Source organism: Collimonas sp. OK607 (assembly GCF_900111995.1).
Classification (GTDB): Bacteria; Pseudomonadota; Gammaproteobacteria; order Burkholderiales; family Burkholderiaceae_D; genus Collimonas.
In genome coordinates, this window is sequence record NZ_FOKF01000004.1 from 102256 (window position 1) to 127956 (window position 25701).

General features: G+C 56.6%; 23 protein-coding genes. 10 read left to right on the forward strand and 13 right to left on the reverse strand.

The genetic code is table 11. The features are described 5' to 3' along the window. Positions 1 to 52 precede the first annotated feature (52 nt). Positions 53 to 1225, forward strand: a complete 1173-nt coding sequence (locus tag BM029_RS04685; RefSeq protein ID WP_092433084.1) for an Rv3169 family protein — start codon at positions 53 to 55, stop codon at positions 1223 to 1225. 42 nt (positions 1226 to 1267) lie between these two features. Here the strand turns inward: BM029_RS04685 and BM029_RS04690 are convergent, their stop codons facing one another. Continuing rightward, a complete protein-coding gene (locus BM029_RS04690; protein WP_092433085.1) occupies positions 1268 to 1951 on the reverse strand; it encodes a TetR/AcrR family transcriptional regulator in 684 nt (227 codons plus the stop codon). A gap of 346 nt (positions 1952 to 2297) precedes the next feature. On the opposite strand from BM029_RS04690, the gene BM029_RS04695 reads away from it, so the two are divergent. After that, positions 2298 to 2798 carry a hypothetical protein gene (locus BM029_RS04695; RefSeq protein WP_092433087.1) on the forward strand — a complete coding sequence of 167 codons (501 nt, stop codon included), beginning with the start codon at positions 2298 to 2300 and terminating at the stop codon, positions 2796 to 2798. 51 nt (positions 2799 to 2849) lie between these two features. Here BM029_RS04695 and BM029_RS04700 read toward each other — a convergent pair whose 3' ends face one another. Continuing rightward, positions 2850 to 3914 carry a phosphotransferase family protein gene (locus BM029_RS04700; RefSeq protein ID WP_211482437.1) on the reverse strand — a complete coding sequence of 355 codons (1065 nt, stop codon included), beginning with the start codon at positions 3912 to 3914 and terminating at the stop codon, positions 2850 to 2852. Between the two features lie 17 nt (positions 3915 to 3931). Next, positions 3932 to 5587 carry a GMC family oxidoreductase gene (locus tag BM029_RS04705; RefSeq protein ID WP_092433090.1) on the reverse strand — a complete coding sequence of 552 codons (1656 nt, stop codon included), beginning with the start codon at positions 5585 to 5587 and terminating at the stop codon, positions 3932 to 3934. 406 nt (positions 5588 to 5993) lie between these two features. On the opposite strand from BM029_RS04705, the gene BM029_RS04710 reads away from it, so the two are divergent. Continuing rightward, on the forward strand, positions 5994 to 7595 hold the full coding sequence (locus BM029_RS04710) for an ABC-F family ATPase (protein ID WP_092433091.1): 1602 nt from the start codon (positions 5994 to 5996) through the stop codon (positions 7593 to 7595). Between the two features lie 116 nt (positions 7596 to 7711). On the opposite strand, the gene BM029_RS04715 is transcribed toward BM029_RS04710, so the two are convergent. Further along, positions 7712 to 8284: a hypothetical protein gene (locus tag BM029_RS04715; protein WP_092433093.1), complete on the reverse strand. Its 573-nt coding sequence runs from the start codon at positions 8282 to 8284 to the stop codon at positions 7712 to 7714. A gap of 287 nt (positions 8285 to 8571) precedes the next feature. Between BM029_RS04715 and nadA the strand changes: the two genes are divergently transcribed. Both nadA and nadC read left to right on the forward strand, forming a co-directional pair. Beyond that, positions 8572 to 9735, forward strand: a complete 1164-nt coding sequence (gene nadA / locus BM029_RS04720) for a quinolinate synthase NadA (protein WP_092433094.1) — start codon at positions 8572 to 8574, stop codon at positions 9733 to 9735. Next, positions 9732 to 10610 carry a carboxylating nicotinate-nucleotide diphosphorylase gene (gene nadC, locus BM029_RS04725; protein WP_092433096.1) on the forward strand — a complete coding sequence of 293 codons (879 nt, stop codon included), beginning with the start codon at positions 9732 to 9734 and terminating at the stop codon, positions 10608 to 10610. Before nadA ends, nadC begins: the two co-directional genes overlap by 4 nt. An 85-nt stretch (positions 10611 to 10695) precedes the next feature. On the opposite strand, the gene BM029_RS04730 is transcribed toward nadC, so the two are convergent. The 7 genes from BM029_RS04730 to BM029_RS04760 all read right to left on the reverse strand — a co-directional run bounded on the left by BM029_RS04730 (position 10696) and on the right by BM029_RS04760 (position 20074). Next, a complete protein-coding gene (locus BM029_RS04730) occupies positions 10696 to 10893 on the reverse strand; it encodes a hypothetical protein (protein WP_092433097.1) in 198 nt (65 codons plus the stop codon). A 182-nt stretch (positions 10894 to 11075) separates the two neighbouring features. Next, positions 11076 to 12365 (reverse strand): M20/M25/M40 family metallo-hydrolase, encoded by a 1290-nt coding sequence (locus tag BM029_RS04735; protein WP_092433099.1) that lies wholly within the window; start codon positions 12363 to 12365, stop codon positions 11076 to 11078. Positions 12366 to 12424: 59 nt separating this feature from the next. Next, positions 12425 to 13738, reverse strand: coding sequence for an MFS transporter (locus tag BM029_RS04740; RefSeq protein WP_092433101.1), 1314 nt, complete (start codon positions 13736 to 13738; stop codon positions 12425 to 12427). A gap of 105 nt (positions 13739 to 13843) precedes the next feature. Beyond that, a complete protein-coding gene (locus BM029_RS04745) occupies positions 13844 to 15076 on the reverse strand; it encodes an MFS transporter (RefSeq protein WP_092433102.1) in 1233 nt (410 codons plus the stop codon). Positions 15077 to 15185: 109 nt separating this feature from the next. Then, entirely contained in the window at positions 15186 to 16790 is a 1605-nt protein-coding gene (nadB, locus tag BM029_RS04750) for an L-aspartate oxidase (RefSeq protein ID WP_092433105.1), read from the reverse strand. A 117-nt stretch (positions 16791 to 16907) separates the two neighbouring features. After that, complete coding sequence (gene purT, locus BM029_RS04755; RefSeq protein WP_092433109.1) at positions 16908 to 18119, reverse strand: formate-dependent phosphoribosylglycinamide formyltransferase; 1212 nt, start codon at positions 18117 to 18119, stop codon at positions 16908 to 16910. Between the two features lie 269 nt (positions 18120 to 18388). After that, positions 18389 to 20074, reverse strand: coding sequence for an MFS transporter (locus tag BM029_RS04760; protein ID WP_092433111.1), 1686 nt, complete (start codon positions 20072 to 20074; stop codon positions 18389 to 18391). 206 nt (positions 20075 to 20280) lie between these two features. Here BM029_RS04760 and BM029_RS04765 point away from each other — a divergent pair, with 206 nt between their 5' ends. The 3 genes from BM029_RS04765 (at position 20281) to BM029_RS04775 (ending at position 22565) form a co-directional block, all read left to right on the forward strand. Next, positions 20281 to 21027: an aldolase gene (locus BM029_RS04765; protein ID WP_092433115.1), complete on the forward strand. Its 747-nt coding sequence runs from the start codon at positions 20281 to 20283 to the stop codon at positions 21025 to 21027. A gap of 554 nt (positions 21028 to 21581) precedes the next feature. Beyond that, the gene (locus BM029_RS04770) at positions 21582 to 22262 is read left to right on the forward strand and encodes a 4'-phosphopantetheinyl transferase family protein (protein WP_170850978.1); all 681 of its coding nucleotides are present in this window, start codon (positions 21582 to 21584) and stop codon (positions 22260 to 22262) included. A gap of 54 nt (positions 22263 to 22316) precedes the next feature. Beyond that, complete coding sequence (locus BM029_RS04775) at positions 22317 to 22565, forward strand: hypothetical protein (protein ID WP_092415915.1); 249 nt, start codon at positions 22317 to 22319, stop codon at positions 22563 to 22565. A 94-nt stretch (positions 22566 to 22659) separates the two neighbouring features. Here BM029_RS04775 and BM029_RS04780 read toward each other — a convergent pair whose 3' ends face one another. Next, entirely contained in the window at positions 22660 to 22881 is a 222-nt protein-coding gene (locus BM029_RS04780; RefSeq protein ID WP_092352557.1) for a hypothetical protein, read from the reverse strand. 202 nt (positions 22882 to 23083) lie between these two features. Here BM029_RS04780 and BM029_RS04785 point away from each other — a divergent pair, with 202 nt between their 5' ends. Both BM029_RS04785 and BM029_RS04790 read left to right on the forward strand, forming a co-directional pair. Beyond that, a complete protein-coding gene (locus BM029_RS04785; protein ID WP_092433119.1) occupies positions 23084 to 23446 on the forward strand; it encodes a hypothetical protein in 363 nt (120 codons plus the stop codon). Between the two features lie 278 nt (positions 23447 to 23724). Beyond that, a complete protein-coding gene (locus BM029_RS04790) occupies positions 23725 to 24771 on the forward strand; it encodes an oxidoreductase (protein ID WP_092433120.1) in 1047 nt (348 codons plus the stop codon). A gap of 711 nt (positions 24772 to 25482) precedes the next feature. On the opposite strand, the gene BM029_RS25845 is transcribed toward BM029_RS04790, so the two are convergent. Next, entirely contained in the window at positions 25483 to 25641 is a 159-nt protein-coding gene (locus tag BM029_RS25845) for a hypothetical protein (RefSeq protein WP_170850979.1), read from the reverse strand. Positions 25642 to 25701 lie beyond the last annotated feature (60 nt).

Sequence of the window (25701 nt, forward strand, 5' to 3'; positions counted from 1 at the left end):
ACTCGCACAGCGTGCTTTGGTAAATGTTGTAATTAAAATGGAAAGGATTCATATGCAAGGCGGAAGCATCGGACCCCTCGTTGGCGCAGACGAGCATTTCAACCACCAGATTGTCGAAACACACGCATCGGTTTTGCATACCGATCCGTCATGGGCGGAAAAAGTATGCGGAATGGTAGGCGCGCGCGACGGTTCCCTGCAAATCGGATTCGGCTTCGGTAAATATGTGAACCGCAATGTGGTTGACGCCTACGCCGGCGTATCGCGTGGTTGCGAGCAATGGAATGTACGGGCCAGTCGTGCACTCGACATCGACCTGGAAGGTGTCAGCACCGGGCCGATTCGCTACGAGATCATTGCGCCGCTGAAAAAGGTCCGCGTAAGGCTGGAGAAAAATGCGGTGCAACCGATTGCATTTGATCTTCTGCTAGAGGGTGTCGTGCCATGTTTTACGGAAGCGCGCGAAGACCGCCGCAGCAACAATGGCTTCCGTCGCACCGCCGATCAGATCCGCTATCACCAGATCGGCGTCGCCAGCGGCTGGATAGAGGTCAACGGAGAGCGCCGGGAGGTTAATCACCAGGACTGGGTGATGACGCGGGATCATTCGTGGGGAGTGCGTCCCGGAGTCGGTGCGCCGTTATCGGACATGGCGCCGGAATTGATGGACAGCGAGGGTATGAGGGTGCTCGCAGTATGGAATCCACTTTTGTTCCAGGCGAAGGATGGCAGCAGTTATGCGTTCCACCAGTATCTGCTGCGCTATGCCGGGCCGGGGTTCAGCCATGAACTGATGCAGGGCCATTTCGAATATCAGGACGGACGCCGGGAGGCGGTGCGATCCAACTCGCCGCGACTGGTCTTTGATCCCGGCAACCGGCGCATGCTGCATGGCGAATTTCATCTGACGCTGGAAGATGGCAGCAGCCGGATTCTCACGGCGCGCGCCATTTCGGATACAGGCTTTCACCTCGGAGGCGGCCTCTATCACGGCTTTGACGGCCAATACGTTGGGCAATGGTGCGGCAGGCAGCATCTGGACGGTGAATATTTCGCCGATTGCCGCACTCCTGAAAGTACGACACGCCTGAATCAGTTCCGCGATTGCATGATCGTAGTGCAGGATAGTGCGACGGAGGCCACCGGTTGGGGCAATTGCCAAACCTGGGTGCATGGCGAGTGGCCGGAGCTGGCCGTGGTAAATACGCGTAATGGTAAAACGTGAGTTACCCCTGCTACCTGCTTTCTATGGTGTTCCACTATTTTCCTACTGTTTTTTTACCGGCTTTTTTGCTGGCGACGCTGGCGTCGCCTTTGCGGCAGCAGGCGCGCGAGTCGGTTTTTGCGGTGCGATGGCAGCGGCCAGGAATCGCGTCGCCTCGTCGCAGCTCGTTGCCAGATCGTAGGTTAGATCCAGGCGCCAGTTACGCTGGACGGAAAGGTAGGCGGCAGAAATCATCTGGGCAAGAAAGTCTGATGAATAGTCCGTGCGGACATCGCCTTGGGCGACGCCCGCCTCAATCAGCCGGGCCAGCGCCGCGTGAAGCGCATCCAGCCGGCCTTTGCTGATCTCAGGTGTGCCCCAGTCCTGTTCCAGCTCTCCAATCACGTTCCGGAGATAGTTCGGCTGCCGTATGGTTCCAAGCACGAAAGCGTGGAATATATTCCGGAGTCGTTCGATTGTCGGTGTGTCCTGGCTCAGTTGCTGATCGATCACGAGGTTGAAGCGCGCCATCTGGTCTGCCCAGAGGGCCTGAAGAACCGCACTTTTGTTTTGAAAATAATTAAAGAACGTGGCGCGTGCGACGTCGGCAGTTTCCGCGATGTCCTCTATCGTGGTGCCGGCAACGCCTTTTTCTGCAAAGAGTGTACGCGCGGCATCGAGCAACCGCGTAGTGGTATTGATCTTGTTACGCTCTCGGCGGGAAATTACCGGAGGATCTTCATGCATGTAGCACCATTGACATAACGTATTACCTTGAAATTTTGAAACATTCCAGTAAAGGCGAACGGTACACGATAATCGCCGCCAAGGGGTGTTTCGGTGTCCTTGCCGATGTCTATGCCGTCCATATACGACATTATCCGGGGAGCCGGTTGTAATGGTAAACCAGTTTTCCGTCGATCTGGTAGAGGCCTTGCCTGCCACGGCACATCATCGGAGGAAAAGGACGCTATTTGCGCTGTTTTGTGCCATTTTCTGCGAAACCTCGCTATGGCCTGCAAATAGTCCGCTTGGACGATTGAGATCTTGCCAGGGCTGCGTACAGTCTGGCATATAACAAGGAGGAATCCGCATGGAACAAACTGTAAGCCCGGGACTAGGTAAAGCGCTGTTGATTAACGTGGGATTGCTCGCGGTGGTGTGTCTGTTTCTGTTATTCCTGGCGCTATTCGGTATCAGCGACAGCTGGATCTGTTTTCTGTTTCTCTGGTACTACGCATCCGTCAAACAAGCCCGTCCGGAAAGCTGGCTACCCACTGTGTGCGGAACGCTGTTCGGCTTTGCGCTGAGCGGGCTGCTGATCTGGTTGCCGGCGATGCTGGGCAACATGGTCGGTTTTTCCGTATTTCTGGCATTGATCTTCGTGGTTGTGCTGTTGCAGGTGATGGGACGCTTCGGCACGTTCATCAATGAAGTGGCCTTCCTGTTCCTGACCATCGGCTGTATTCCGGCGGTGCAGTCGGAGCAACGCTTCGGTGCGCACCTGTTGGCGTTGATCGTTGGCATAGTATTCTGGTCGGCGCTGATCGAGTTGTTTCGCCGTTTGACGCCACGCGGCAGTCCGCAGCAATAGCGACCATGAAAAGTGAGACGGGTGCCGGCATCGGATGGTCGCCGGCATGTGTCAACATGCAGCGTTACAGGTGATGTCTTGTTCGTTCATTAATAATGCAAGTATCGCTGCGCCGCCGTTGTTGATATCCATTTCTGCATCTGCCGTAACCCGGCCGCGTTCGGTAAACAGTTTGCCCACCCGTGCCATGATAATCGCCAGGCGTAAGGCCGCCATCAGCTCAAAATAGGGTAAATCGGTAACAGGCATGCCGCTGACGGCTTGCCAGCGGGCGATGCTGGCCTCGCGTGACGGCAGATTCGCCAGGCGTGCTACGTTGTAGCCATCGCACAACGAGCGGTCGAGCACGATCCACCATGCCAGATCTTCCAGTGGATGACCGATGTGGGCGCATTCCCAGTCGAGTACTGCAACGATGTCGCCTGCAGCATACAAGCAGTTTCCGAGTTTCGCATCACCCCACACCAGCACTTCAGCGTACACCGGGGGGCGATGGGTTTGCAGATATTCAAGCGCCCTGTGCAGCAGTGGATAGGGGCGGGCCAGCGACTCGGTCCATGCAAGAAAATCGGCCAGCTCTGCAAGGTTTGCGTCCAATGCCGTGCCTACCGGCGGCGCAAGGAAATCCAGTTCAGACGCACGCCAGTCAAGTTTTGCGATGGTTGCCGTCATCTCCACTCCGCGCAACCAGTGTGCCGCTTGCTCCTCTCCATGCAGGTCGTGCAGCCAGCCGCTCATATGGTAAAGCGGGTCCTCGTCAGGGACCCGGCCGTCAATGCGGAGCATCAGAAAAAAAGGCCTGCCGATCACTGAGATGTCGTCCTCGTAACCGAATAATGCCGGCACCGGCACGTCCGAATTCGCTAATGCGTCCATCACGCGGTATTGCAACGACAGGTCGTAGTGCTGGAAAATGGCGCTGTTTTCCGGCGCGATGCGCAGCACCAGCGGAACGGTTTCCGCGCGCCCCTGCTTGATCCACTGCAGATCGAGCAGCCAGGTTTCGTTGGAATAACCTTGTGACGGTGGCTTTACGTTGATGAGTTTCGGGTCACTCCCTGGATAGCGGTGCTCGATCCAGGCTGCGAGACGAGAGGAAATATTTTGTGCGTCCACGATAGCTTTTTCCTCTATTAAGATGTTTGGTAAGCGTTACTGTTCGCAAGACTGACTGACGGCATGCCGGATTTTCTTGCTTTGCGGATGAAATCCACGGCGCGCTCGCCGATCATGACGGCGGCGGCGTTCGTATTGGCAGAGATTAAAGATGGCATCACTGATGCATCGATGACGCGCAAACCTTCCACGCCGCGTACCCGGAGTTCGCAATCCACAACCGATCGCGCATCTGATCCCATGCGACAGGTGGATACCGGATGGTGCCCGGTGGTGCCGACCTGGCGCGCAAAGGAGATGAGTTCATCGCGCTGGTTAACGCCGGGGCCGGGATAGAGCTCGCGTTCGGTAATCGCAGCCAGCGCTGGCGCGGCGGCAATGCGCCGTGCCCATGCGATGCCGCTCAGCGTGGTGTCGATGTCGTAATCGCTGGTAAGGTAATTGAAAGATATCTTTATCTTGTCTCGTGGATCACCGGAGGCGAGCATGAGCCTGCCGCGCGAAGTCGGGCGGCAGACGTTGGGCGCCAGCGTAAAGCCGGGAAATCGATGCAGTGCTTTTTTCTTGCTGTCCAGCTCGCCGGACAAGGGCAAGACGTGGAACTGCAAGTCCGGGCGCGCAAGCGCAGGGTTGCTTTTGCAGAAAATGCCGACTTCGGCCGCCGGCATGGTCATCGCGCCGCGTTTGTTGACGAGGTAGGAAAACACTTCCTTGATTGCCCGCAAGCCGCTTAAACGCTGGTTCATCGAACTTTGCCCGGCTTTTAGTTGCCACATCAGCGGTATCACCAGATGGTCTTGCAGGTTGCGTCCCACTTCGTGCGCATCACAGAGAGGCGCGATGCCATGCGCCGCCAGTTCGTCTGCCGGACCTATGCCGGACAGCATCAGCAGATGCGGGCTGCCGATCGCGCCAGCCGTCAAAAGCACTTCGGTGCCGGCCCGTACGGTCTTGGGCTGTCCTGCGACGAAGTATTCAACGCCGACGGCGCGCCTGCCCTCGAACAGGATGCGGGAGACGCTGGAATCGGTCCGGATACAAAGGTTGGGGCGCGACAGTGCCGGTTTCAGATAGGCGTGCGCGGACGAGCAGCGTTTGGCGCCTGACAGCGTGGCCTGATACAAACCGACGCCTTCTTGCCGGGTACCGTTGAAGTCTGGATTGCGGGGGATGCCCGCCTGTTCCGCAGCGGTAATCAATATTTTGCTGAGCGGCGTCGGGTCGACCAGGTTGGATACCGCGAGCGGACCGTCGCTGCCATGCAAGTCATTCCTGATATTCGCGTTGTTTTCGGCGCGCAGGAAATAAGGTTCGACTTCATCCCAACCCCAGCCATTTGCGCCGCCAGCTGCCCAGTCGTCGTAATCCTCGCGCTGGCCACGCAGGTACAGCAAGCCGTTGATCGCCGAGCTGCCACCCAATACTCTGCCACGCGGCAGCGCAATGTGCCTGCCGCCCAGGCCGGGTTCTGCCTGCGTGTTGTATGACCAGTTGAACGGATGTTCGGGTTCCTGGGTTTTGCCCCAGCCGGCGGGCATGTCGATCAGTATGTTGTTGTCGCGAGCGCCAGCTTCCAGGAGCAAGACGTTGATCTTGCTGTTTTCTGATAACCGGCCTGCCAACACACAGCCAGCCGAGCCGGCGCCGATCACGATGTAATCGAAATTGTCCATTGCGCGCTTTTCATTGTGATAAAGCCTCGACCGTAGTGCTCATGCAGATAGAGACTTATTGGTTTGATAATGCTTGTTGTTTCATGCCGGATACAAGTAGACCAAGAAATGTGCCGTAGCAGGACGGGCAGCGCGGATGACGCGTGCAGGGTTTTAAAATTATAGACTTGAGTCTAGATTAATTTAATATTGAACTAAAGTCTATAATTAATTCGCACGGGCATTGGCGTGTGCTGACAGACGTTGGAAATCGCATCATCCTGGCCCTGTATGGTGTCGGATTCATGGGAAACAGAGCGGTAAGTCGTTGTTTTTACGGTGGTCCACAGTGCACAATTGCGGATACTGTATAATGCCGCCTCATTGTCTAACCCTATGATTCAATTAAGAAAAGAACCAGTTTAAGATGCTTTCCACCGCAAATATCACGATGCAGTTCGGCCCTAAGCCGCTGTTTGAAAACATTTCCGTCAAATTCGGCGACGGCAACCGTTACGGCCTGATCGGCGCGAACGGCTGCGGCAAGTCGACGTTCATGAAGATCCTGGGCGGCGATCTGGAGTCTTCGGCCGGCAACGTGATGCTGGATCAGCACGAGCGCCTGGGTAAATTGCGTCAGGATCAGTTTGCGTTTGAAGAAATGCGGGTACTCGACGTGGTGATGATGGGCCACACTGAAATGTGGGCAGCGATGGCCGAGCGCGATGCGATCTATGCCAATCCGGAAGCCACCGACGATGACTACATGAAGGCCGCCGACCTGGAAGCCAGGTTCGCCGAATACGATGGCTACACCGCCGAAGCGCGCGCTGGCGAACTGCTGTTGGGCGTGGGCGTCTCGATCGATCAGCATCAAGGCCCGATGAGCAACGTCGCGCCAGGCTGGAAGCTGCGCGTCTTGCTGGCGCAGGCACTGTTTTCGAATCCGGATATCCTGTTGCTCGACGAGCCGACCAATAACCTCGATATCAACACCATCCGCTGGCTGGAAGATGTGCTGAACCAGCGCAATTCAACCATGATCATCATTTCCCATGATCGCCATTTCCTGAACCAGGTATGTACCCACATGGCCGATATGGACTACGGCACATTGAAGGTTTATCCAGGCAATTACGACGACTACATGCTGGCATCGTCGCAGGCACGAGCGCAGCAGTTGTCGGTGAATGCGAAGGCCAAGGACAAGGTCGCCGAGTTGCAGGATTTCGTGCGCCGCTTTGCCGCCAACAAATCGAAGGCACGCCAGGCTACCTCGCGCGCCAAGCAAATTGAAAAAATCAAGGTCGAGGATGTCAAGCCATCCAGCCGCGCCAATCCGTTCGTGCGTTTCGACGGCGAGAAGAAGCTGCATCGGCTGGCAGTCGAAGTGCAGGGCATCAGCAAGACTTACGACCGGCCGATCTTCAAGAATTTCAGCATTATGGTTGAAGCTGGCGAGAAAATCGCCATCATCGGCGCCAACGGCGCGGGTAAAACCACGCTGTTACGCAGCATTGGCGGCACCGAGATCGCCGGCCTGGCAGCAGACAGCGGCCTGGTGAAATGGGCGGAAAATGCTAATGTCGGCTACATGCCGCAAGATCCGACCGAAGATTTCGCGACCGACCTGACACTCACCGACTGGATGGGACGATGGACCCAGGAAGGCGACGACGACCAGGCCGTGCGTTCCAGCCTTGGCCGTTTGCTGTTCAGCGGCGACGACGTCAAGAAATCGGTCAAGGTGTTGTCCGGTGGCGAGAAGGGCCGCATGATGTACGGCAAGCTGATGCTGGGCCGCCATAACGTGCTGCTGCTGGACGAGCCGACCAACCATATGGACATGGAGTCGATCGAATCGCTTAATATCGCGCTGGAGAAATACGCCGGCACCCTGATTTTCGTGTCGCATGACCGGGAGTTCGTGTCATCGCTGGCGACCCGGATTTTGGAAGTCAAGGAAAACGAAATAGTCGACTTCCAGGGCTCTTACGAGGATTACCTGACTAGTCAGGGTATCGAGTAAATCGCTGGAGTTGCGCGCAGAAACTGCTGCGCCGTGAATCCGTGAAGAACCAAAAAAAGCGTGGCAGAATTTATCTGGCACGCTTTTTTTATATCCAATCATTACGTTGTCTATGGTTACTGCCGTTCGCCCAGATACAGCAACTGATCCAGCCGGCCACGCAGGCTACGGGCAATTTCCTCGCCCTTGGCTTTCAGCACTGCTTCCAGGTAGACCTGCCGCAATTCGCGGAAATCCTGGACGCTGCCGGCGCGTTCGACTTTCAGCTGCAAGCCGTAACCGCGCAGACCGATCATGCTCTTGATGGTGTCGTTGTAAAAATGATAAATCGCTTCAAACTGGGTTTGTCCTGGCGGCAGTACTTGCTCAGCGGACATGGGTGCGATAGCGGGCGGCGGGATGTTATTCGACGCCGGCGCTTCGGCTGCAGCGATGTTATTGACGACGGGACTGCTGGCAGTGGCGGTGTTGGTGCTGGCGGTATCAGCGCTAGCCTGGATCAGACCGGCTTGCAGCAGCTCGTCCAGATGTTCCTGGCCCAGCCCCAGACCCGCTACTTTCCTTAATAATTCATCATTGCCGGTCTTGCCGTCGACCAGTAATAACAGCGTACGCAGACGTGGCGCCACGGTTTGGCCGCGTGTTGCTATTTCTGTACGGCCGCGCTCGGTTTTGTCGAAAATAATCATGATCTCCCTGTATTCTTTTATTGCATCCAAAAAAATGCGTGAGGATTTGATCCGGCAGATTTTCAGTCACAGTTTTTTGTGATAATTGTGAAATCATAGTACGGGAGTTCATTCCAGCTTGCAATACGGTAATGTTAAGGCGCGGCCTGACAGATAGCGGTAGAATTCCTGTCCGCGGATACTGTGGCGAAATATGCTGTTGCGCCTTCTGTCGTATGATTGCGCTATTGCCGCACTGACTCACGCATTCACCCACGTATTCACCCACGCATTTACCTATCATCGCCATGCAAACCCACGCCATCAAAACCGTTGAATTCGAGCGGCCGCAAATGGACCCAGGCAGCAGCTTAGGTTCCAGTTCAGGTACCAGCTGTACTGCCCACGCCTGGGCCCGCGTTCCCGATACCCCCACGCCAGACCAGAAAATCGCGCTCAAGGAGCGTATAAAACGCTTGCTGAAAGAACAGCAGGCGGTACTGGTCGCCCACTATTATGTAGATGGCGATTTGCAGGACCTGGCAGAAGAAACCGGCGGCTGCGTCTCCGATTCGCTGGAAATGGCGCGCTTTGGCCGCGATCATCCGGCTAAGACACTGGTGGTCGCCGGCGTCAAGTTCATGGGGGAAACCTCAAAAATCCTGAGCCCGCACAAGCGCGTGCTGATGCCTGACCTGGATGCGACCTGTTCGCTCGACCTCGGTTGCCCGGCTGATGAGTTCTCCGCTTTTTGCGATGCCCATCCTGATCGCACCGTGGTGGTGTACGCCAATACCAGCGCCGCCGTCAAAGCGCGTGCCGACTGGATGGTCACGTCCTCCATCGGGCTCGACATCGTGGCGCATTTGCATGCCCAGGGTAAAAAAATCCTGTGGGCGCCGGATAAGCATCTGGGCGGCTATATACAGAAACAGACCGGCGCCGACATGTTGTTGTGGCAGGGTTCCTGTCTGGTGCATGACGAGTTCAAGGGCGTTGAGCTGGAATTGCTGCGCCAGCAGCATCCGAACGCCAAGATCCTGGTGCATCCGGAATCGCCGGAAGCGGTGGTGGCGCAAGCTGACGTAGTCGGCTCCACCACGCAGTTGATCGCCGCCGCCCAGAACCTGGACGCCGACGAATTCATCGTCGCCACCGACAACGGCATTTTGCACAAGATGAGAATGGCGGCTCCGGGCAAACGCTTTATCGACGCACCGACTGCCGGCAACAGCGCCACCTGCAAGAGCTGCGCGCATTGCCCGTGGATGGCGATGAACGGCTTGCAGAATCTGGCCGACGTGCTGGAATCCGGCAGCAATGAAATCCATGTCGATGCTGAAATCGGCCGCAAGGCAGTGGTCTGCATCGATCGCATGCTGGATTTCGCAGCGCAACGCAAAGCCAATGTGCGCCCGTCCAGCGATCTGGCGCAAGAACAAAAACTGTTTTCAGGAATCGGTCCCGCATGAGTACTTCCACCAGCACTTTAGAGAATCGTTTTGCGCCGTTTGATGCTGCGCTGCAAACGGCGTTCGATAACAATATCCGCACCGCGATTGCCGAAGATGTCGGTAGCGGTGACCTGACCGGCAAGCTGGTCCCCGAGCAACAAATGGTCAAGGCGCGCGTGATCGTGCGCGAACAGGCAGTGCTGTGCGGTGCGCCATGGTTCGAAGCCGTGATGCGGCAGCTCGATGCACGCATTCATATCGACTGGTCTTATGCAGAAGGCGACCTGATGAGCGCCGACAGCCAGGTTTGCCTGATAACTGCACCGGCCCGGGCGCTGCTGACCGCTGAGCGCGGCGCCTTGAATTTCCTGCAGCTGTTGTCCGGCGTGGCCAGTGCAACGCGTATTTATGTCAACGCCATCGCCGACACCAAGGCACATATTCTCGATACGCGCAAAACCTTGCCTGGCTTGCGTCTGGCGCAAAAATACGCGGTACGGGTAGGCGGCGGACATAACCAGCGCCTGGCCTTGTACGATGGCATCCTGATCAAGGAAAATCATATCGCGGCGGCCGGCGGCATTGCAGCAGCCATGCAGGCAGCGGACAAGCTGGATGCAGGCGTTACGGTGCAGATTGAAGTGGAAAGCCTGGTGCAGCTGGATGAAGCTTTGCGCGCAGGCGCGAAATCGATTCTGCTGGATAACTTCAGCCTCGATGCGATGCGTGATGCAGTCAACCTGACCGCCGGCAGGGCGCTGCTGGAAGCTTCCGGTGGCATCAACATGGAGACGGTGCGGGCGATTGCTGAAACCGGCGTCGACCGGATTTCTATCGGCAGCCTGACCAAGGATATCCGGGCCACCGATTATTCACTGCGGATTATTGAGTAAATTTACTCGGTTGTATCTGGTTGTATTTGGTTGTACTTCGACGTGTGCGCAATGCCGGTGATTGTGCATGCGTCCAGTGACAAGCTCAGTGAATAAGTTTTGCTGCGGTGAACGCCAGGGCTGTCAGGGAGACGGCTGTGACGATAAACCATCTTAGAAGAGTGGACTCAAGTTTGGACACATCTTCTTTGGTGGCCATATGATCCAGGCGTGTTTCGATTCGCGTCATACGACCACGCGCCTCGGCAGCAAATTCTTCAAGTTTTGTGATTCTGGTTTCCATGTTCCGATGGTAGCCGTGGTCTGCGCCTGAATCAAGTTTCCGGTCCGTGGTTTGTATCGATTTAGGTATTTACCGCATGCGGTTGCGGGCGTTGTACGTGATTGTTGCGGCTGGGTACGCAACGCCTACCAGACTTTCGGACGCCCAGGTCATTCGGCAGCAGACTCTGGGCATCCGTTGTTTTACCGGGCTTTACCCTGGGCAAAATCCATAATTAGCCGTGTCGATAAATACAGGCGCGGAACAATGGTATTCAGCAGGACATATTCCGCATCATTCGAATGCGCGCCATAACCGGTCAATCCCATTCCTTCGATCACAGCACCTTTCGATTTCAACGCAGCGAACGCGGCATCGGTACCGCCTCCGCTAGCCACGTCTACTATCGTCATCGGCAAACCGAGTTCCTGATATATCACCTTGCCATGGGCCGACACCGCGCGCGACGCAGCATTGGTTTCCAGCGGTGGCCGGCGCATTTCAAATTTCAGATGGACTTTGGCATCCGGAATCAGTTGATTCTTGATGCGCTCTTGCAACTGGGTTTGCAGTTGCTCGAAGTCGCTCATCTTCAAGGCGCGGGCATCGGCTTGCGCACTGGCGCTGGCGGGAATCACATTGCGGTTGGTGCCGGCTTGCGCCACGGTCCAGTTCAATTTCAGGCCGCGTTCAGGTTGTGACAAGGAGTTCAGCTGTAACAGTTGATGCGACAGTTCATACAAGGCGTTGATGCCTTTTTCAGGCGCGGCTCCGGCGTGTGAAGATTTACCGTCAACCGTCAGATAGGCGGCCGCGATACCGCTGGTCGCCAAGCGCAACTCGCCTTTGGCGCCACCGCCTTCATAGGAAAACACGGCATCCTGCTCCGCGCCCAATTTGGTATGCAAGCTGCGGCCACCCGGTGAGCTTATTTCTTCGTCGCCGTTAATCAACACGGTCAACGTGTCGTAATCCTTGAAGCCGATTTTTTGCAGGATGGCGATGGTATGCAAGATTGTGGCGACGCCTTGCTTGTCGTCGGCAATGCCGAGGCCGTAGGCTTTATCGCCATCAACCCGGTATTGCTGATCCTTCAGCATGCCGCGCAGGTACACCGTATCCATGTGGGCGATCAGCATGATCTTGCGCTTACCAGTACCCTTGAACACCGCATGGACGATTTGCCCGATCTTTTCCGGTGTGTCGCCCATCCGATAAATTTCCGGGGCATCCAGCAACTCAGCCTGGCCGCCCAGTTGCGTCAGGCGATCGCGAATCAGGCTGGCGATCTTTGCCAGGCCTTCAAGATCCTTGCTGCCCGATTCGATATTCACCAGATCGCGCATGGTATCCATCATTGCCGGTTTTTCCTTTTGCGCCAGCTCATATACCGGCGCCACCGGCGCCGCCAGCGCCAGGCCGGCACTCAATGCCAGTGCCGGAAAAATCAGGCTATTGAGCAAGCTTTTTTTCAAGGAAATGGATGTTTGCATCGATTTTTGTCTCCGTTATACAAATTAAAAAATGTGTCGTGCTGTTGTTGGATTTGCTGCTACACCTGCTGAAGATAGGCGTGACGTGTCTCGCGCATGCATAGCACCGCAATCAGACTCAGCGTCGCGGCAACCGATACATACGCGCCGACATAAGCCAGGCCGCCGCGTTGTGCCAGCAATTGTGCGATGTACGGCGCCACCGATGCGCCGAGGATGCCGCCGATGTTATAGGCGACGCCGGCGCCGGTATAGCGCACGCTGGTGGGAAACAGCTCTGGCAGCAACGCCCCCATCGGCGCGAATGTGACGCCCATCAAGAACAGGAAAATGATCAGGAACAAGGCAATCGCTACCGTACTGCCGCTGCCAAACAGCGGTTGCATGGTAAAGCCCGCCGCGATCGCCGCCAGGGTGCCGGCTATCAGTACCGGCCGGCGGCCGAAGCGGTCGCTGGCGATGGCCGACAACGGTGTCGCCAGCGCCATGAACACCACTGCCAGGCACAATAACGCCAGGAATTCCTGCCGCGGGATATGCAAGGTGGTGACGCCATACGACAGCGAAAACACGGTGGCAATATAGAACAGCGTGTAGCAGACGATCATCGCGACCGCACCCAGCATTACAGGCCGCCAGTGATGTTTGAACAAGGTGATAGCTGGCACTTTGACGGGCTCGCGCTTTTCCAGCGCCGCGGCAAACACCGGCGTTTCTGCGATTTTCATCCGGACATACAGTCCCAGCACTACCAGCGCTGCACTGAAAATAAACGGCACGCGCCAGCCCCAGCTCTTGAACTGTTCATCCGAAAGGCTCAGCGCCAACGCCAGGAACAGGCCGTTTGCCATCAGGAAACCGACCGAGGGGCCGAGTTGCGGAAACATGCCGTACCTGCCGCGTTTTCCTGCAGGTGCGTATTCGGTTGCGAGTAACGCCGCGCCACCCCATTCGCCGCCAAGGCCGATACCCTGGGCGAAGCGCAGTACGCACAGCAGGACAGGGGCCAGTGTGCCGATGCGGTCGTACCCCGGCAAGAAGCCGATCAGCATGGTGGAGATACCCATCACCAGCAATGAAATCACCAGCGTCGATTTACGCCCGATCCGGTCGCCGAAATGGCCGAACAGAAAAGCCCCGATCGGCCGTGCGATAAACGCGATGCCAAAGGTGACAAATGCCGACAGCGCCTGGGCGGTCGGTGAATCGTGCGGGAAAAATATCGGGCCGATGACCAGCGCCGCCGCAGTCGCGTAGACATAGAAATCGTAGAATTCAATAGCGGTGCCGATGAAGCTGGCGAAGATTACTTTCCTGGCGCTATTTTGTGCCGGGGTTGGGATGGATGTGACTTGCTGCGACGCTGCACTCATCTTGTCTCCTCGTTATGGTTTTGATTTCCAAGCATAGCCGAGATGTGTGAATTGCGACACTACCTCATGCGTCTGTCATCCATCTTTATCGTCCATCTTTATCATTCAGGCGAGCGGTGCCGGCAGGCGTTGCAGCACGCGCACCTCGGAGTCGAATATGATCCACGCTTGCACTACGAAACCTGCCAGCGCCAGCACCAGGCAGGCCGATTCACCCCAGCGTGCGCCGACCAGGCCGCCAAGCGCTGCGCCAATCGGACGCGCTCCTGTATTCACGGTGAGGAAAATCGCCGATACCCGTCCCAGCATGGCGCCGGGCGTAACCGTCTGGCGCAACGTGGTTGAGGTGATAACCCAGATAATCGGGCCGACACCGAACAGAAAGAAAGCCACGGCCGCCAACACGCCGCTCGGAAATGCGAGTGTCGCCACCGTCGTGAGCGCAGCCAGTACCGAGATCACCGGGCCGAGCTGGATCGCGCGCCCAAACGGCAGCCGCGCTACTACGTGCGAGGTTAGCAGCGCGCCCACCATCATGCCTACGCCATATGCCCCAAGCGTCATGCCGACCTCGCCGGCAGTGAGTCCGAGCTTTCGCACCGCGTAAGGCACATAGGCAGCCTGCAATACAAACCAGGAAATGTTCCAGGCCACGGCGGTCAACAGGATCGGCCGCAGCAAATTATCGCGCCAGACCAGGTGTGCACCATCGCGTAACTCGAGCAAGGGATGACGGGCTGGCGCTGGCGTGCGCTGTGGTTCACGCAGTTGCAGCAGCAACACCACTGCCGATCCGGAGAGCATGGCAGCCAACACGAATGCGGCCGAGGCGCCGGCCCAGGAAGTCAGCGCGCCACCCAATGCCGGACCGGCGGCAAAAGCGGCGCTGCGTGCAAGTTCCAGCCGGCCGTTGGCTTTCGCAAGGTTCTCGCGCTCTACCAGCGCCGGTACCAGGGCAGGCGCGGCGACACTGAAACCTACCGTGCCGACGGCGCCGATGAAGCCTAGCACCGCCAGCAATTCGATCGACAGATGGTTCAGGAGAATCGCGGCCAGCACGCCAAGCAAGGCCAACATGCGTAGCGCTTCGGCGGCCACCATCAGGCGGCGGCGCGAGGTACGGTCAGCCAGCAAGCCGAAAGGAATCGACAACAGAAGAAACGGCAACGATTGCACCGCCGCCAGCATGCCGATTTCGCCAGGCCCTGCGCCTAGCATCAGTACGGCCATGATCGGTGCGGCCGCCAGGCTCAATTGCTCAGCCGATTGTGCAGCCAGGTTAGACCATGTGAGCGCTACCAGGGAGCGAGGAAGGACGGGGGAAAGTTTTGAAGTCATGAAATTTCTTTATTTTTCTTGGAAAACGGAGTGTAGTGCCGGTGCCGGCAGCAAACACTCCGTTTCTTGGCGCGCAATTCGCGTGCGCGCCGGTGAACGCATCTGACGCCTAACGCCGTTGTGGCGGTGTCAGCACGCTCGGCAAAGCCTTGGCCAGCGTCTCTGGATAATCCTGGCTGTAGTGGAGCCCGCGACTTTCATGGCGAGACAGCGCGCTTTCTACGATCAGCGAGGCCACCTGCACCAGGTTGCGTAACTCCAGCAAATCGCGGCTGATGCGGAAGTGGGCGTAGTACTCGTCGATCTCTTCTTTCAGCAAACGGATCCGATGCTGAGCCCGCTCCAGGCGTTTATTGGTGCGCACGATGCCAACATAATTCCACATGAAGCGCCGCAATTCATCCCAGTTATGGGAAATCACGACTTCCTCGTCGGCGTCGGTCACGCGGCTTTCGTCCCAGGCTGGCAGCGGTATCGCTTTCGGCTTCTCTTGCTGCGCGATGAATTTAGCGGTGGCACGGCCGACTACAACGCATTCCAGCAGCGAATTGCTGGCAAGGCGGTTGGCGCCATGCAGACCCGTATAGGCGGTTTCGCCGACTGCGTACAAACCAGGCAAGTCGGTGCGGCCGTTGAGGTCGGTAACGATGCCGCCACAAGTGAAATGGACTGCAGGCACCACCGGAATCGCCTGTTTGGTGATGTCGATGCCGAGTTCCATGCAACGGGCATAGATGGTCGGGAAATGCTCTTTCAGGAATTCCGGCGACTTGTGCGTGATGTCGAGGTCGACATGGTCGAGGCCGCGTTTCTTCATCTCGAAGTCGATCGCCCGCGCCACCACGTCGCGCGGCGCGAGTTCGGCCCGTTCATCGTGTGCCGGCATGAAGCGCAGGCCGGCATCGGCACCTTCTGTATCCGGCAATTTGAGTACGCCACCTTCGCCGCGTATCGCTTCGGTGATCAGGAACGACTTGGCATAGGGATGGTACAGGCAGGTCGGATGGAACTGGATGAATTCCATGTTCGCTACCCGGCAACCGGCGCGCCAGGCCATGGCGATGCCGTCGCCGGTGGCGCTGTCGGGATTGGTGGTGTACAGGTAGACCTTGCCGGCGCCGCCGGTTGCCAGCACCGTATGGTTGGCAGCCAGGGTCAGCACTTTGCCGGTCTTGACGTTTTTTGCGTACAGGCCGAGGCAGCGGGGAGCGCTATCGCCAGTGGCAACCTTTTTCGACGTGATCAAGTCGATTGCGTAATGATCTTCCAGCAGCGTGATGTTGGGATGGGCGCGCACCTTTTGTTCCAACGTGGCTTGCACCGCATGGCCGGTGGCGTCGGCGGCATGGATGATGCGCCGCTGGCTGTGGCCGCCTTCGCGGGTCAGGTGAAAGCCCAGTTCCGCGCTGGCGTCAGGCGTGAAGGGTACGCCTTGTTCGATCAGCCATTCAATTGCGGCGCGGCCGTTTTCAACAATGAAGCGGGTTGCGCTTTCGTCGCATAAACCGGCGCCTGCAACCAGGGTGTCGTTGATATGCTGTTCGTGGCTGTCGCCGGAATCGAGCACAGCGGCGATGCCGCCCTGGGCCCAGTTGCTGGCGCCGTCGAGCAGCGCGCGTTTGGAGATGACTGCAACTTTGTTGGTTTCAGCGAGGTGCAGCGCGACCGACAGGCCTGCCAGCCCGCTACCGATAATGGCGACATCGAATTTCATGGTGAATGTGTGGTTATTTGTTCTTTTAATCTGGATCGCCCCGAACCGGAGTCCGGAGCGATGTCTCTACTACCTTCTGTTGCGGTACCGCTGTGTTGCCAGCTGCTTTGTATCTGATTAATCGACGATCACCGGCTTGACCTTGGCCGCAGCCTGCTTGGCGCGTATGCGCGCGGTCTCGACGTCGTCGCCGGTAGCCAGCGCGACGCCCATGCGACGGCGCTGGAACGACTCCGGTTTGCCGAACAGGCGAATATCCACGCCTGGAACCCGCAACGCGTCTGCCACGCCTTCAAAGGCAATGCCCTTGGCGTCGTGCTGGCCGTAGATAACCGCCGAAGCCGCCGGACTGCGCAGGGCAACGTTGACCGGCAAGCCGAGGATGGCCTTGGCATGCAACTCGAATTCATTTTGCTGCTGGCTGGCCATGGTAACCATGCCGGTGTCGTGCGGGCGCGGGCTGACTTCGGAGAACCAGACCATCTCGTTCTTGACGAACAGCTCGACGCCGAACAAGCCCAGGCCGCCGAGGTTGTCGGTGACTTTCTTGGCGATATCGCGCGCCTTGAGCAGCGCTTCGGGATGCATTGGATGCGGCTGCCAGGATTCGACGTAATCGCCTTGCACCTGGACGTGGCCGATCGGCTCGCAGAAATGGGTGGCGATGCTGCCATCCTGTTGTAGCGCTCTGACAGTCAACAGCGTAATTTCATAATCGAAATCGATAAAACCTTCAACGATGACGCGTCCGGAATCAACCCGGCCGCCGGCTGCGGCATAGGCCCAGGCAGCTTCTATTTCGCTGGCGCTGTCGAGTTTCGACTGGCCTTTGCCGGAGGACGACATGACCGGCTTGATCACGCACGGAAAACCGATAGCCGAGCAGGCGGCTTTCAATTCATCCAGGTTATTGGCGAAGCGGTAAGGCGAAGTTGCCAGCCCCAGCGTCTCGCCGGCCAGGCGGCGGATGCCTTCGCGGTTCATGGTCAGCCAGGCGGCACGCGCCGTCGGGATCACGGTGACCTTTCCGGCCGCTTCCAGCGCGACCAGCGTTTCGGTGGCAATCGCTTCGATTTCCGGCACCACCAGATCAGGCTTCTCTTGCGCAATCAGCGCTTCCAGCGCCGCGCCGTCGGCCATGTTGATGACATGCGAGCGATGCGCGACCTGATGGCCGGGGGCGTTCGGATAGCGGTCGACGGCAATCACTTCAACACCCAGTCGTTGCAGCGAGATGATGACTTCTTTGCCGAGTTCGCCGGAGCCCAGCAACATGACTTTGGTGGCGGAAGGGGAGAGCGGGGTACCGATTCTGTTTGGTGTCTTCATTTTGGAAAGGAGCTGCGGCGCATGACGCGCCGTTTAATCGTTGATGGGTGAAGTAGATGATGGCAGTTCGTAAATAAGAGGGCGTGTATTTTTAGAGTCCGGCCGCTAACTAAACTAGGCAAGGTTAAGCATTATCGTTGGCCAACGCCCGACAATACCAAATATCGAGGCGCATGGACAGTTGGCAGAATGAAAAAAGCCGCCAGAATCATCTGGCGGCTCTTTTTACGCTGCTCAGGCATAGCCGTAAGGATATGCCATATCGTTGATTAGCGCTCGGCCTGGTAAATATCGTAGTCTTTGGTTTCCTTGACAAACAGCATGCCGATGACAAACGTGGCTGCCGCGATGATGATCGGATACCACAAACCATAGTAGATATCGCCCTTGAACGCCACCAGTGCAAAGGCGGTTGTTGGCAGCAAACCGCCGAACCAGCCGTTGCCGATATGGTAAGGCATCGACATCGAGGTATAGCGGATGCGGGTCGGGAACATTTCCACCAGCATTGCTGCGATCGGCCCGTAAACCATGGTCACGTAGATCACCAGGATGAATAGCAGCAACAGCACCATCGGCTTGTTCATCTGATCCGGATCGGCCTTGCTTGGATAGCCTGCGCCTTTGATGTCGCCGGCCAGTTCTGCCGAGAACGCCTTGTCCTTGGCGGCAGCATCTTCTTTCGACAAGCCGTTGGCGTCATACGAAGTCAGGATCTTTTCGCCGATCTTGATCGTGGCAACCGAACCCGGAGCACCGACGACGTTCTCATAGTTCACCGAAGCGGCCGACAGCTTGGCTTTGGCAATATCGCAAGACGATGTGAACTTCTTGGTGCCGGTAGGGTTGAACTGGAACTGGCAAGTGGCTGGATCGGCAGTGACGATCACCGGTGCATTCTTCAGTGCCGCTTCCAGCGCCGGATTTGCATAGTGCGTCAGGCCGGAAAAGATCGGGAAGTAGGTCAGCGCTGCAATCAGGCAGCCGGCCATGATGATGGGTTTGCGGCCGATCTTGTCGGACAGCGTACCGAAGATCACGAAGAACGGCGTGCCCAGCAACAAGGCGAGCGCAATCAGGATGTTGGCGGTCGACATGTCCACCTTCAGCGACTGGGTCAGGAAGAACAGGGCGTAGAACTGACCTGTGTACCAGACCACTGCCTGGCCGGCGGTCAGGCCGATCAGCGCCAGGATCACCAGTTTCAGGTTTTTCCATTGGCCGAAAGCTTCTGTCAAAGGTGCTTTGGAAGTCTTGCCTTCTGCCTTCATCTTGGCAAAGGCCGGCGATTCATTCATCGACAGACGGATCCAGACTGACACCGCCAGCAGCACGACTGAGAGCAGGAAAGGAATGCGCCAGCCCCAGGCCGAAAACGCTTCTTCGCCGACGGCGCTACGTACACCCAGGATCACCAGCAGCGACAGGAACAGGCCCAGTGTCGCGGTAGTTTGAATCCAGGAAGTGAACGCGCCGCGTTTGTCGTCCGGTGCATGTTCGGCGACATAGGTAGCGGCACCGCCATACTCGCCGCCCAGTGCCAGGCCTTGCAAGATGCGCAGGGTAATCAGGATGATAGGCGCTGCAATGCCGATGGTGGCGTAATTCGGCAGGATGCCGACGATGAAGGTCGATGCACCCATGATCAGGATCGTCACCAGGAAGGTGAATTTACGGCCGATCATGTCGCCCAGGCGGCCAAACACCAGCGCGCCGAACGGGCGCACGATAAAGCCCGCGGCAAACGCCAGCAATGCAAAAATGAAGCCGGTATTGGCATCTGTGCCGGAGAAAAACTGCTTGGCGATGATTGCCGCCAGCGAGCCGTACAGGTAGAAGTCGTACCATTCGAATACGGTGCCCAGGGAAGATGCAAAAATGACTTTGCGCTCCTCCGGTGTAATACCCCGTGTAGCAGGTTTAAGCCCACCTGCGGTAGGTTGTAATGTGGCCATGCCGGTCTCCTTGATTATTTATATTTGGTACAGCTAATCTGGAGTGTGCAGGCTAAACCTTACGCGGGACTTGCTTGAAACTTACCAGAAACTTACATGCCGGAAGTGGCGGACGGCTTTAGATATCCAGGATTAAGTGGGAGAATCCACGAACTGAAGTTTTGTGTTTCTCGATACTATCGTCCAAAACATTTCTAAAGGCTCTCATGAACGCGATCTCCTCTGACATCGAAGCAGTTTTCAACTCACCCGTTGTGGCGGCATTGCGAGCCGATCTGGCGTTGGCTCTGCGTGCTGCAGCGCATCACGGATTAGGAGAGGGAGTTTGTAATCATTTCAGCGTGGCATTGCCGGATCGCAGCGATCTGTTCCTCCTCAATCCGCGTGGCCTGATGTGGGGCGAGATACAAGCCGGCGATATCGTGATGATTGACGCGACCGGCCGCAAACTCGCCGGCCGGCACGAAGTTGAGCCCACCGCAATGTTCATTCATGCAGCGATTCACCGTATCGCCCGCAAAAATTGCGTGCTTCACACTCATATGCCTTATGCAACGGCTCTGACGCTGACAGAGGCCCGCGGCCTGGACACGACGTTGTCGCAGAATGCGATGCGTTATCACGGCCGGATCGCCATCGATGACCAGTACAATGGATTGGCGCTGGATGGATCCGAAGGCGAGCGTATCGCCAATGCAATGTCTGGCGCCGACGTCGTTTTTCTTGGCAATCATGGCGTGGTGGTCTGCGGCGAGCGGATCGACTACGCTTACGACGATTTGTATTATCTGGAGCGAGCTTGCACCGCGCAAGTCCTGGCTAGCTCTACCGGCAGCGCTTTGCGGCCAGTACGCGCGGAATTGGCAGAGCGCGTTGCGCAACAATTGCAGGGGGAACGCTTGCAGTCGACGCTTTTTTTCGAAGCCTTACGCCGGATATTGAACCCGGATTGAATCCGCGCTACGGCAGCTATCGACGCTTTGCACCCCTGTCATTACTGACAGCTGCGCCGATCTCGTAGTAAAGCTACAATAAGCCGTCTCCTCAACTCTCCCCGAGTGTGGATCCTGCCCGTGACCGCAAGGTATCACGGGCTTTTTTTGCCTGTCCGCCATAGACAAAAACCGGTGGCAAGAATGACGACAGGGACGAGCATTGCCATGCTTACGTCATACCGCTGTCATGTTAGCCCGGTAGGATTCGACATGTTGATTTAGTGCTCACTCATAAAGACCAACTCAATCAATCGGGCAGGGGCTTTTCGAAGGGTGTTTTGCCATCAGCAGGTTGGCCGGTAGCCTCGATCACCGGCACCAGTTTCGTTGTATCTTGTTGTATTCCAGTCAACCCGCTGCCGTAAGGTGCGCGGGTTTTGTTTTTTTGCGTTTTTGTATATTTTTGTTTCTTGGCCCGGGCGCATCAGTGCCATCGCTGATCGTTATAATGTTTTGTCATCCGTACAAAACTGTTCAGTCCTAAAAAACACATGCCAATGCCAGAAAATGACATGACCGGAATCATTTTTCCGGAAATGCCCGAGTCTATCCGCCAGGCCACCTTGCGTTATACGGTCGATGCGGGACAACTGGCTGGCCTGGAAGCCGGCGGCATTGTTTTGCCTGAGAGCCTGGAAAATGCGGTGTTAAAACGGCAAGTCGAATTCGCCGCGGGCAGGTTTTGCGCGCGCGAAGCGCTGCAACAGCTGGGCTGCGAGAGCCGGGCGACGCTTGCGATCGGCCAGCATCGGGCGCCGCTCTGGCCCGCCGGCTACCTGGGCTCGATCAGCCACGGCGACGGACTGGCGATTGCCGTTGTGACTACCGCCAAGGCATGGCGCGGGTTGGGAATCGATATTGAACGGATCCTCACCAATGCAGCAGCAGAACCGCTGGTTGAGCACTTGATGACAGCGGCAGAGCTGGCCGTCGGCAATGCTGCCGGCCAGCCCCTTGCACGTTGGCTGAGCCTGGTTTTCTCGGCTAAGGAAAGCTTGTTCAAAGCGCTTTATCCTTTTGTCGGACGCTATTTCGATTTTCTGGATGCCGAGGTGTGCGAGCTGCAAGAACAACAATCCTGCCTCACGCTAAGGCTGGTGACAACATTGTCGCCGTCATGCGTGAAAGGCAGCCTGTATTGTGTCCGATATAGTTATTTCTCAAATAATGTTGCGACGCTATGCCTGCTTTGACGACTGGATATTTGCGGAGCGGCATCTATAATAAAAAGTCTCCTGGAGGCTTATATGAAGGCAGCGAAGATCATCGAGATGTGGAGCAGGGCGAGTCATCAGGTACCGCACACCAGTGACGACGATATCGTGCAGATGTTTGCCAACGAGATTGCAAAATTGTCATACAAGCTCACTGACGAAGAGTTATATCGGCTGATTGCGGTGGGGGCGTTGGTTTATCAGCGTGGTTTCCGGGAATTCGATGGAACCATCATGGCAGATCTGTTGATCAGGACTTTGCGCGAGGGTGGCCGGGCGTAGGGCGGGTGCTGCAGCAATACAATCCTCTTTCCCGAATAAAAAAGCCTGCGTCCTTAGTGGTCGCAGGCTGGCATGTGGGTGGTCGAAACGTAGATTAAATCCGGTAGATTTTCTCGCCAGTCTGCACAATCACAAATTTCCCTTCCGAATACGGGTTCAGCGCACGCCCATCTGCCAGCTGGTAGGTTTTCGATACTGGCAGGCTACTGATTACGCCGTTTGCGGTGGCTCTTTCAATCGTGTTTTCATAACACTCTACATGATAGGCGTCCCCGGTTTCTTTGCCTTTGGCGTCGAATTTTTCTATTAAATCCATAAATGTCTCCTTGTGCATGAGGTTGGAATACCTGCGGTAACGATACCAGATTTTATTTCACAGTTGTAGTAATCAATGGCCGTCATCGACGGTCGCAATCGATGAGCGGACATAGCAGTGTAAATTCGATGCCTTGCTGCTATCCATCGCGGCGCGTACCATGAGGGTCGCAGCACGGCAAATACTTACAGAGGAAGCAGTAATGAACGACAGTTTGACAAGAGATGAATACGACGCGCTGGGCCAGATCGGCAAGGGTGCGCACGGCAGGGTGAGCGCTTGCGTGGCACGAAATACCAAGCGCCTGGCCGGACTGAAGTACATTGCGTATGAAAAAAACGGTGGCCTGTCCTTGACCGAAAAAGGCCAGCAGACCTTGTTCATCAGGAATTGCATAGATGGTTTGCGCGCCGTGGCGAGCGATCCTGGCGCCAAGCTTGCGGCTGATGTCGCGCTGTTCCTGGGGAAAAAGGGACATGTCATCGCCAGGTCTGCCGGCGACGGTTACGACATCACCGAAAAAGGGCGTGAATCCCTGGCCGATATCGATTCTTCGGCTCCCTGAATCGCGCTGGAGTTGCCGCCGAAGCAGTTATTTACGCTGTCGCCTTTGGGGGCAATCAAGCCGTAGCGCAAGTTGTTGCAAGTCCGGCCCGAAGTACTAACCTTGTGCGTTCGGTAAAAAATCATATAAATCAAAGGCTTGATTGAAATTAGTGATAGTTATCCACAGGACTGTCCACAATTTCTGTGGGTAACTTTCAATCATCATTTGCTTTGGCTGAATCCATCCGGACTTATCTGAATCCACCCGAATCTATCCCGTAATGTTGAAGGAGAACCATGTCCACCTTGAAAGTAGGCCTGTTAGGCTACGGTTTTGCCGGCGCCACTTTTCATGCGCCACTCATCGGATACTCGGGTCGCACCGAGGTTAGCGCGATTGCCAGCAGTCAAACCGAGGCTGCCGCTAAAGCGTGGCCGCAGGCGCGGATTGTTGCCGATCTCGATGGTTTGCTGGCGGATTCGGCGATCGAATGCATCGTGATCGCAACGCCCAACGACACACATTTTGAATTTGCCCGTCGTGTATTGACCGGAGGCAAGCATGTGGTGGTCGATAAACCGGTCACGCTGAGCGCGGCCGAGGCGCGCGTCCTGGCGCGTATGGCCGCAGATCGCAAGCTGTTGCTGGCGCCGTTCCATAATCGGCGCTGGGATGGAGATTTCCGTACTTTGCAATCGCTGATCGCCAGCGGCCGGCTTGGCCATATCACGCATTTTGAATCGCATTTCGACCGTTTCCGCCCCCAGGTGCGGCAGCGCTGGCGCGAGAATGCGTTAACCGGAGGGGGTTTGCTGTATGACCTTGGGCCGCATTTGATCGACCAGGCACTGACATTGTTTGGCGCTCCGCAGAGTGTCAATGCGACCATCGGCACCTATCGCGAGAATGCCCAGGCCGACGACTATGTCCACTTGCAGCTGGGCTATCCGGATAAGCAGGTGGTGTTGCACGCCAGCGCCCTGAGCGCATTGGAGGCGCCACGCTTTGCGGTGCATGGCCGCCGCGGCAGCTATCTTAAATCAGGGGTCGACACCCAGGAAGATCAGCTCAAGGCTGGTTTGCGTCCCGGACAGCCCGGTTGGGCTAAAAACCCGCCCGGCTTGATCAGGGAAGTGGAGGGCGAGCTTGATCTGCGCGGGGAACTGGCTACGCTGGATGGTGCTTACGAGGAATTTTATCGCGCGCTGGCGGCTGCGGTTCATGATGGTGCGCCATTTCCGGTTGCGGCCGATGCTGCGGTCAGTGTGGCGGAAATTCTCGAACTGGCGCGCCGGAGCGCTGACGAGGGTCGGCGCCTACCCTATATGGCAGAAAGATGGTAGCGCTATCAACCCTATGAATAACTGATATGCGTTAAATAAATTGGCGGTGCCGAGGGCGGGTCTATATAGTTGTAGCTGTCTCCTCCAACACCTCACAAGGTTTGGATTCAAGCCCGCACCGAAAGGTCTAGCGGGCTTTTTTTTATCTGCGAGGTTTGTGGTAAATACCCAGTTTTGTCACTTTTCTTGCATTAACTGCAAAATCTGTGTATAATTCGAAAATTGCCTGTCGCGTACAGCGTCTTAAAACGTGATCCGGGCCAATACAAGAGTAGATTCGTTACACGTCGGAGCCACTTTCCAGATAGGACTGGGTTTCGGGAATCTTCTCCTGTATTGAAGAATTAAAAAAACCTGCTTGCCTCATGGCCGCAGGTTTTTTTGCATTTGATACCGTATTTTTACTATATTGCAGTGCCGCATATTTCATCTTATAGTGAATTCGTCTCCTCCAAAACCTCTACGGTTTGGATTCAGCCCGCGCCGCAAGGCCCAGCGGGCTTTTTTTTGTCTGGTGGGAAGAGGGCAAAGAGGGCAAAGAGGGCAACCATGTGGTCGCGCAGCTTCGTAGGGTGGGCACAACGTGCCCACGCGTGAATTTACAACGCGTAGATGCGTGCTCTCGTGTCGCGAGAGCACGCACTCCGGATATCGCGGCACTGCGTGGGCACGATGTGCCCACCCTACGAGACTACTATGCCGTCAACCGATTTACTGATGTGGTTTGATCGTCCGGCTGCGCTGTAATCGGGCATCGGAGCGGGCGTTGCGGTTATAGCTCGACAGAAAACCGCGTGTTTTAAACTCTTTACGCAGCAGGAAAAAAGCAAGCAAAGCGGCAAAGGTGACGGAGGCGAGGAGGATTAACATTTTTTGTCTGTTTTTTGAGTGATATCGGATAACAGCAAAATTCGCGCCAGATATCGCTGT

Excerpts from the sequence above, each read along its gene's own strand:
- BM029_RS04685 (WP_092433084.1), top strand. The coding sequence starts at position 53 with ATGCAAGGCGGAAGCATCGGACCCCTCGTTGGCGCAGACGAGCATTTC.
- BM029_RS04690 (WP_092433085.1), bottom strand. The coding sequence starts at position 1,951 with ATGCATGAAGATCCTCCGGTAATTTCCCGCCGAGAGCGTAACAAGATC.
- BM029_RS04695 (WP_092433087.1), top strand. The coding sequence starts at position 2,298 with ATGGAACAAACTGTAAGCCCGGGACTAGGTAAAGCGCTGTTGATTAAC.
- BM029_RS04705 (WP_092433090.1), bottom strand. The coding sequence starts at position 5,587 with ATGGACAATTTCGATTACATCGTGATCGGCGCCGGCTCGGCTGGCTGT.
- BM029_RS04710 (WP_092433091.1), top strand. The coding sequence starts at position 5,994 with ATGCTTTCCACCGCAAATATCACGATGCAGTTCGGCCCTAAGCCGCTG.
- BM029_RS04715 (WP_092433093.1), bottom strand. The coding sequence starts at position 8,284 with ATGATTATTTTCGACAAAACCGAGCGCGGCCGTACAGAAATAGCAACA.
- nadA (WP_092433094.1), top strand. The coding sequence starts at position 8,572 with ATGCAAACCCACGCCATCAAAACCGTTGAATTCGAGCGGCCGCAAATG.
- nadC (WP_092433096.1), top strand. The coding sequence starts at position 9,732 with ATGAGTACTTCCACCAGCACTTTAGAGAATCGTTTTGCGCCGTTTGAT.
- BM029_RS04730 (WP_092433097.1), bottom strand. The coding sequence starts at position 10,893 with ATGGAAACCAGAATCACAAAACTTGAAGAATTTGCTGCCGAGGCGCGT.
- BM029_RS04735 (WP_092433099.1), bottom strand. The coding sequence starts at position 12,365 with ATGCAAACATCCATTTCCTTGAAAAAAAGCTTGCTCAATAGCCTGATT.
- BM029_RS04740 (WP_092433101.1), bottom strand. The coding sequence starts at position 13,738 with ATGAGTGCAGCGTCGCAGCAAGTCACATCCATCCCAACCCCGGCACAA.
- BM029_RS04745 (WP_092433102.1), bottom strand. The coding sequence starts at position 15,076 with ATGACTTCAAAACTTTCCCCCGTCCTTCCTCGCTCCCTGGTAGCGCTC.
- nadB (WP_092433105.1), bottom strand. The coding sequence starts at position 16,790 with ATGAAATTCGATGTCGCCATTATCGGTAGCGGGCTGGCAGGCCTGTCG.
- purT (WP_092433109.1), bottom strand. The coding sequence starts at position 18,119 with ATGAAGACACCAAACAGAATCGGTACCCCGCTCTCCCCTTCCGCCACC.
- BM029_RS04760 (WP_092433111.1), bottom strand. The coding sequence starts at position 20,074 with ATGGCCACATTACAACCTACCGCAGGTGGGCTTAAACCTGCTACACGG.
- BM029_RS04765 (WP_092433115.1), top strand. The coding sequence starts at position 20,281 with ATGAACGCGATCTCCTCTGACATCGAAGCAGTTTTCAACTCACCCGTT.
- BM029_RS04770 (WP_170850978.1), top strand. The coding sequence starts at position 21,582 with ATGACCGGAATCATTTTTCCGGAAATGCCCGAGTCTATCCGCCAGGCC.
- BM029_RS04775 (WP_092415915.1), top strand. The coding sequence starts at position 22,317 with ATGAAGGCAGCGAAGATCATCGAGATGTGGAGCAGGGCGAGTCATCAG.
- BM029_RS04780 (WP_092352557.1), bottom strand. The coding sequence starts at position 22,881 with ATGGATTTAATAGAAAAATTCGACGCCAAAGGCAAAGAAACCGGGGAC.
- BM029_RS04785 (WP_092433119.1), top strand. The coding sequence starts at position 23,084 with ATGAACGACAGTTTGACAAGAGATGAATACGACGCGCTGGGCCAGATC.
- BM029_RS04790 (WP_092433120.1), top strand. The coding sequence starts at position 23,725 with ATGTCCACCTTGAAAGTAGGCCTGTTAGGCTACGGTTTTGCCGGCGCC.
- BM029_RS25845 (WP_170850979.1), bottom strand. The coding sequence starts at position 25,641 with ATGTTAATCCTCCTCGCCTCCGTCACCTTTGCCGCTTTGCTTGCTTTT.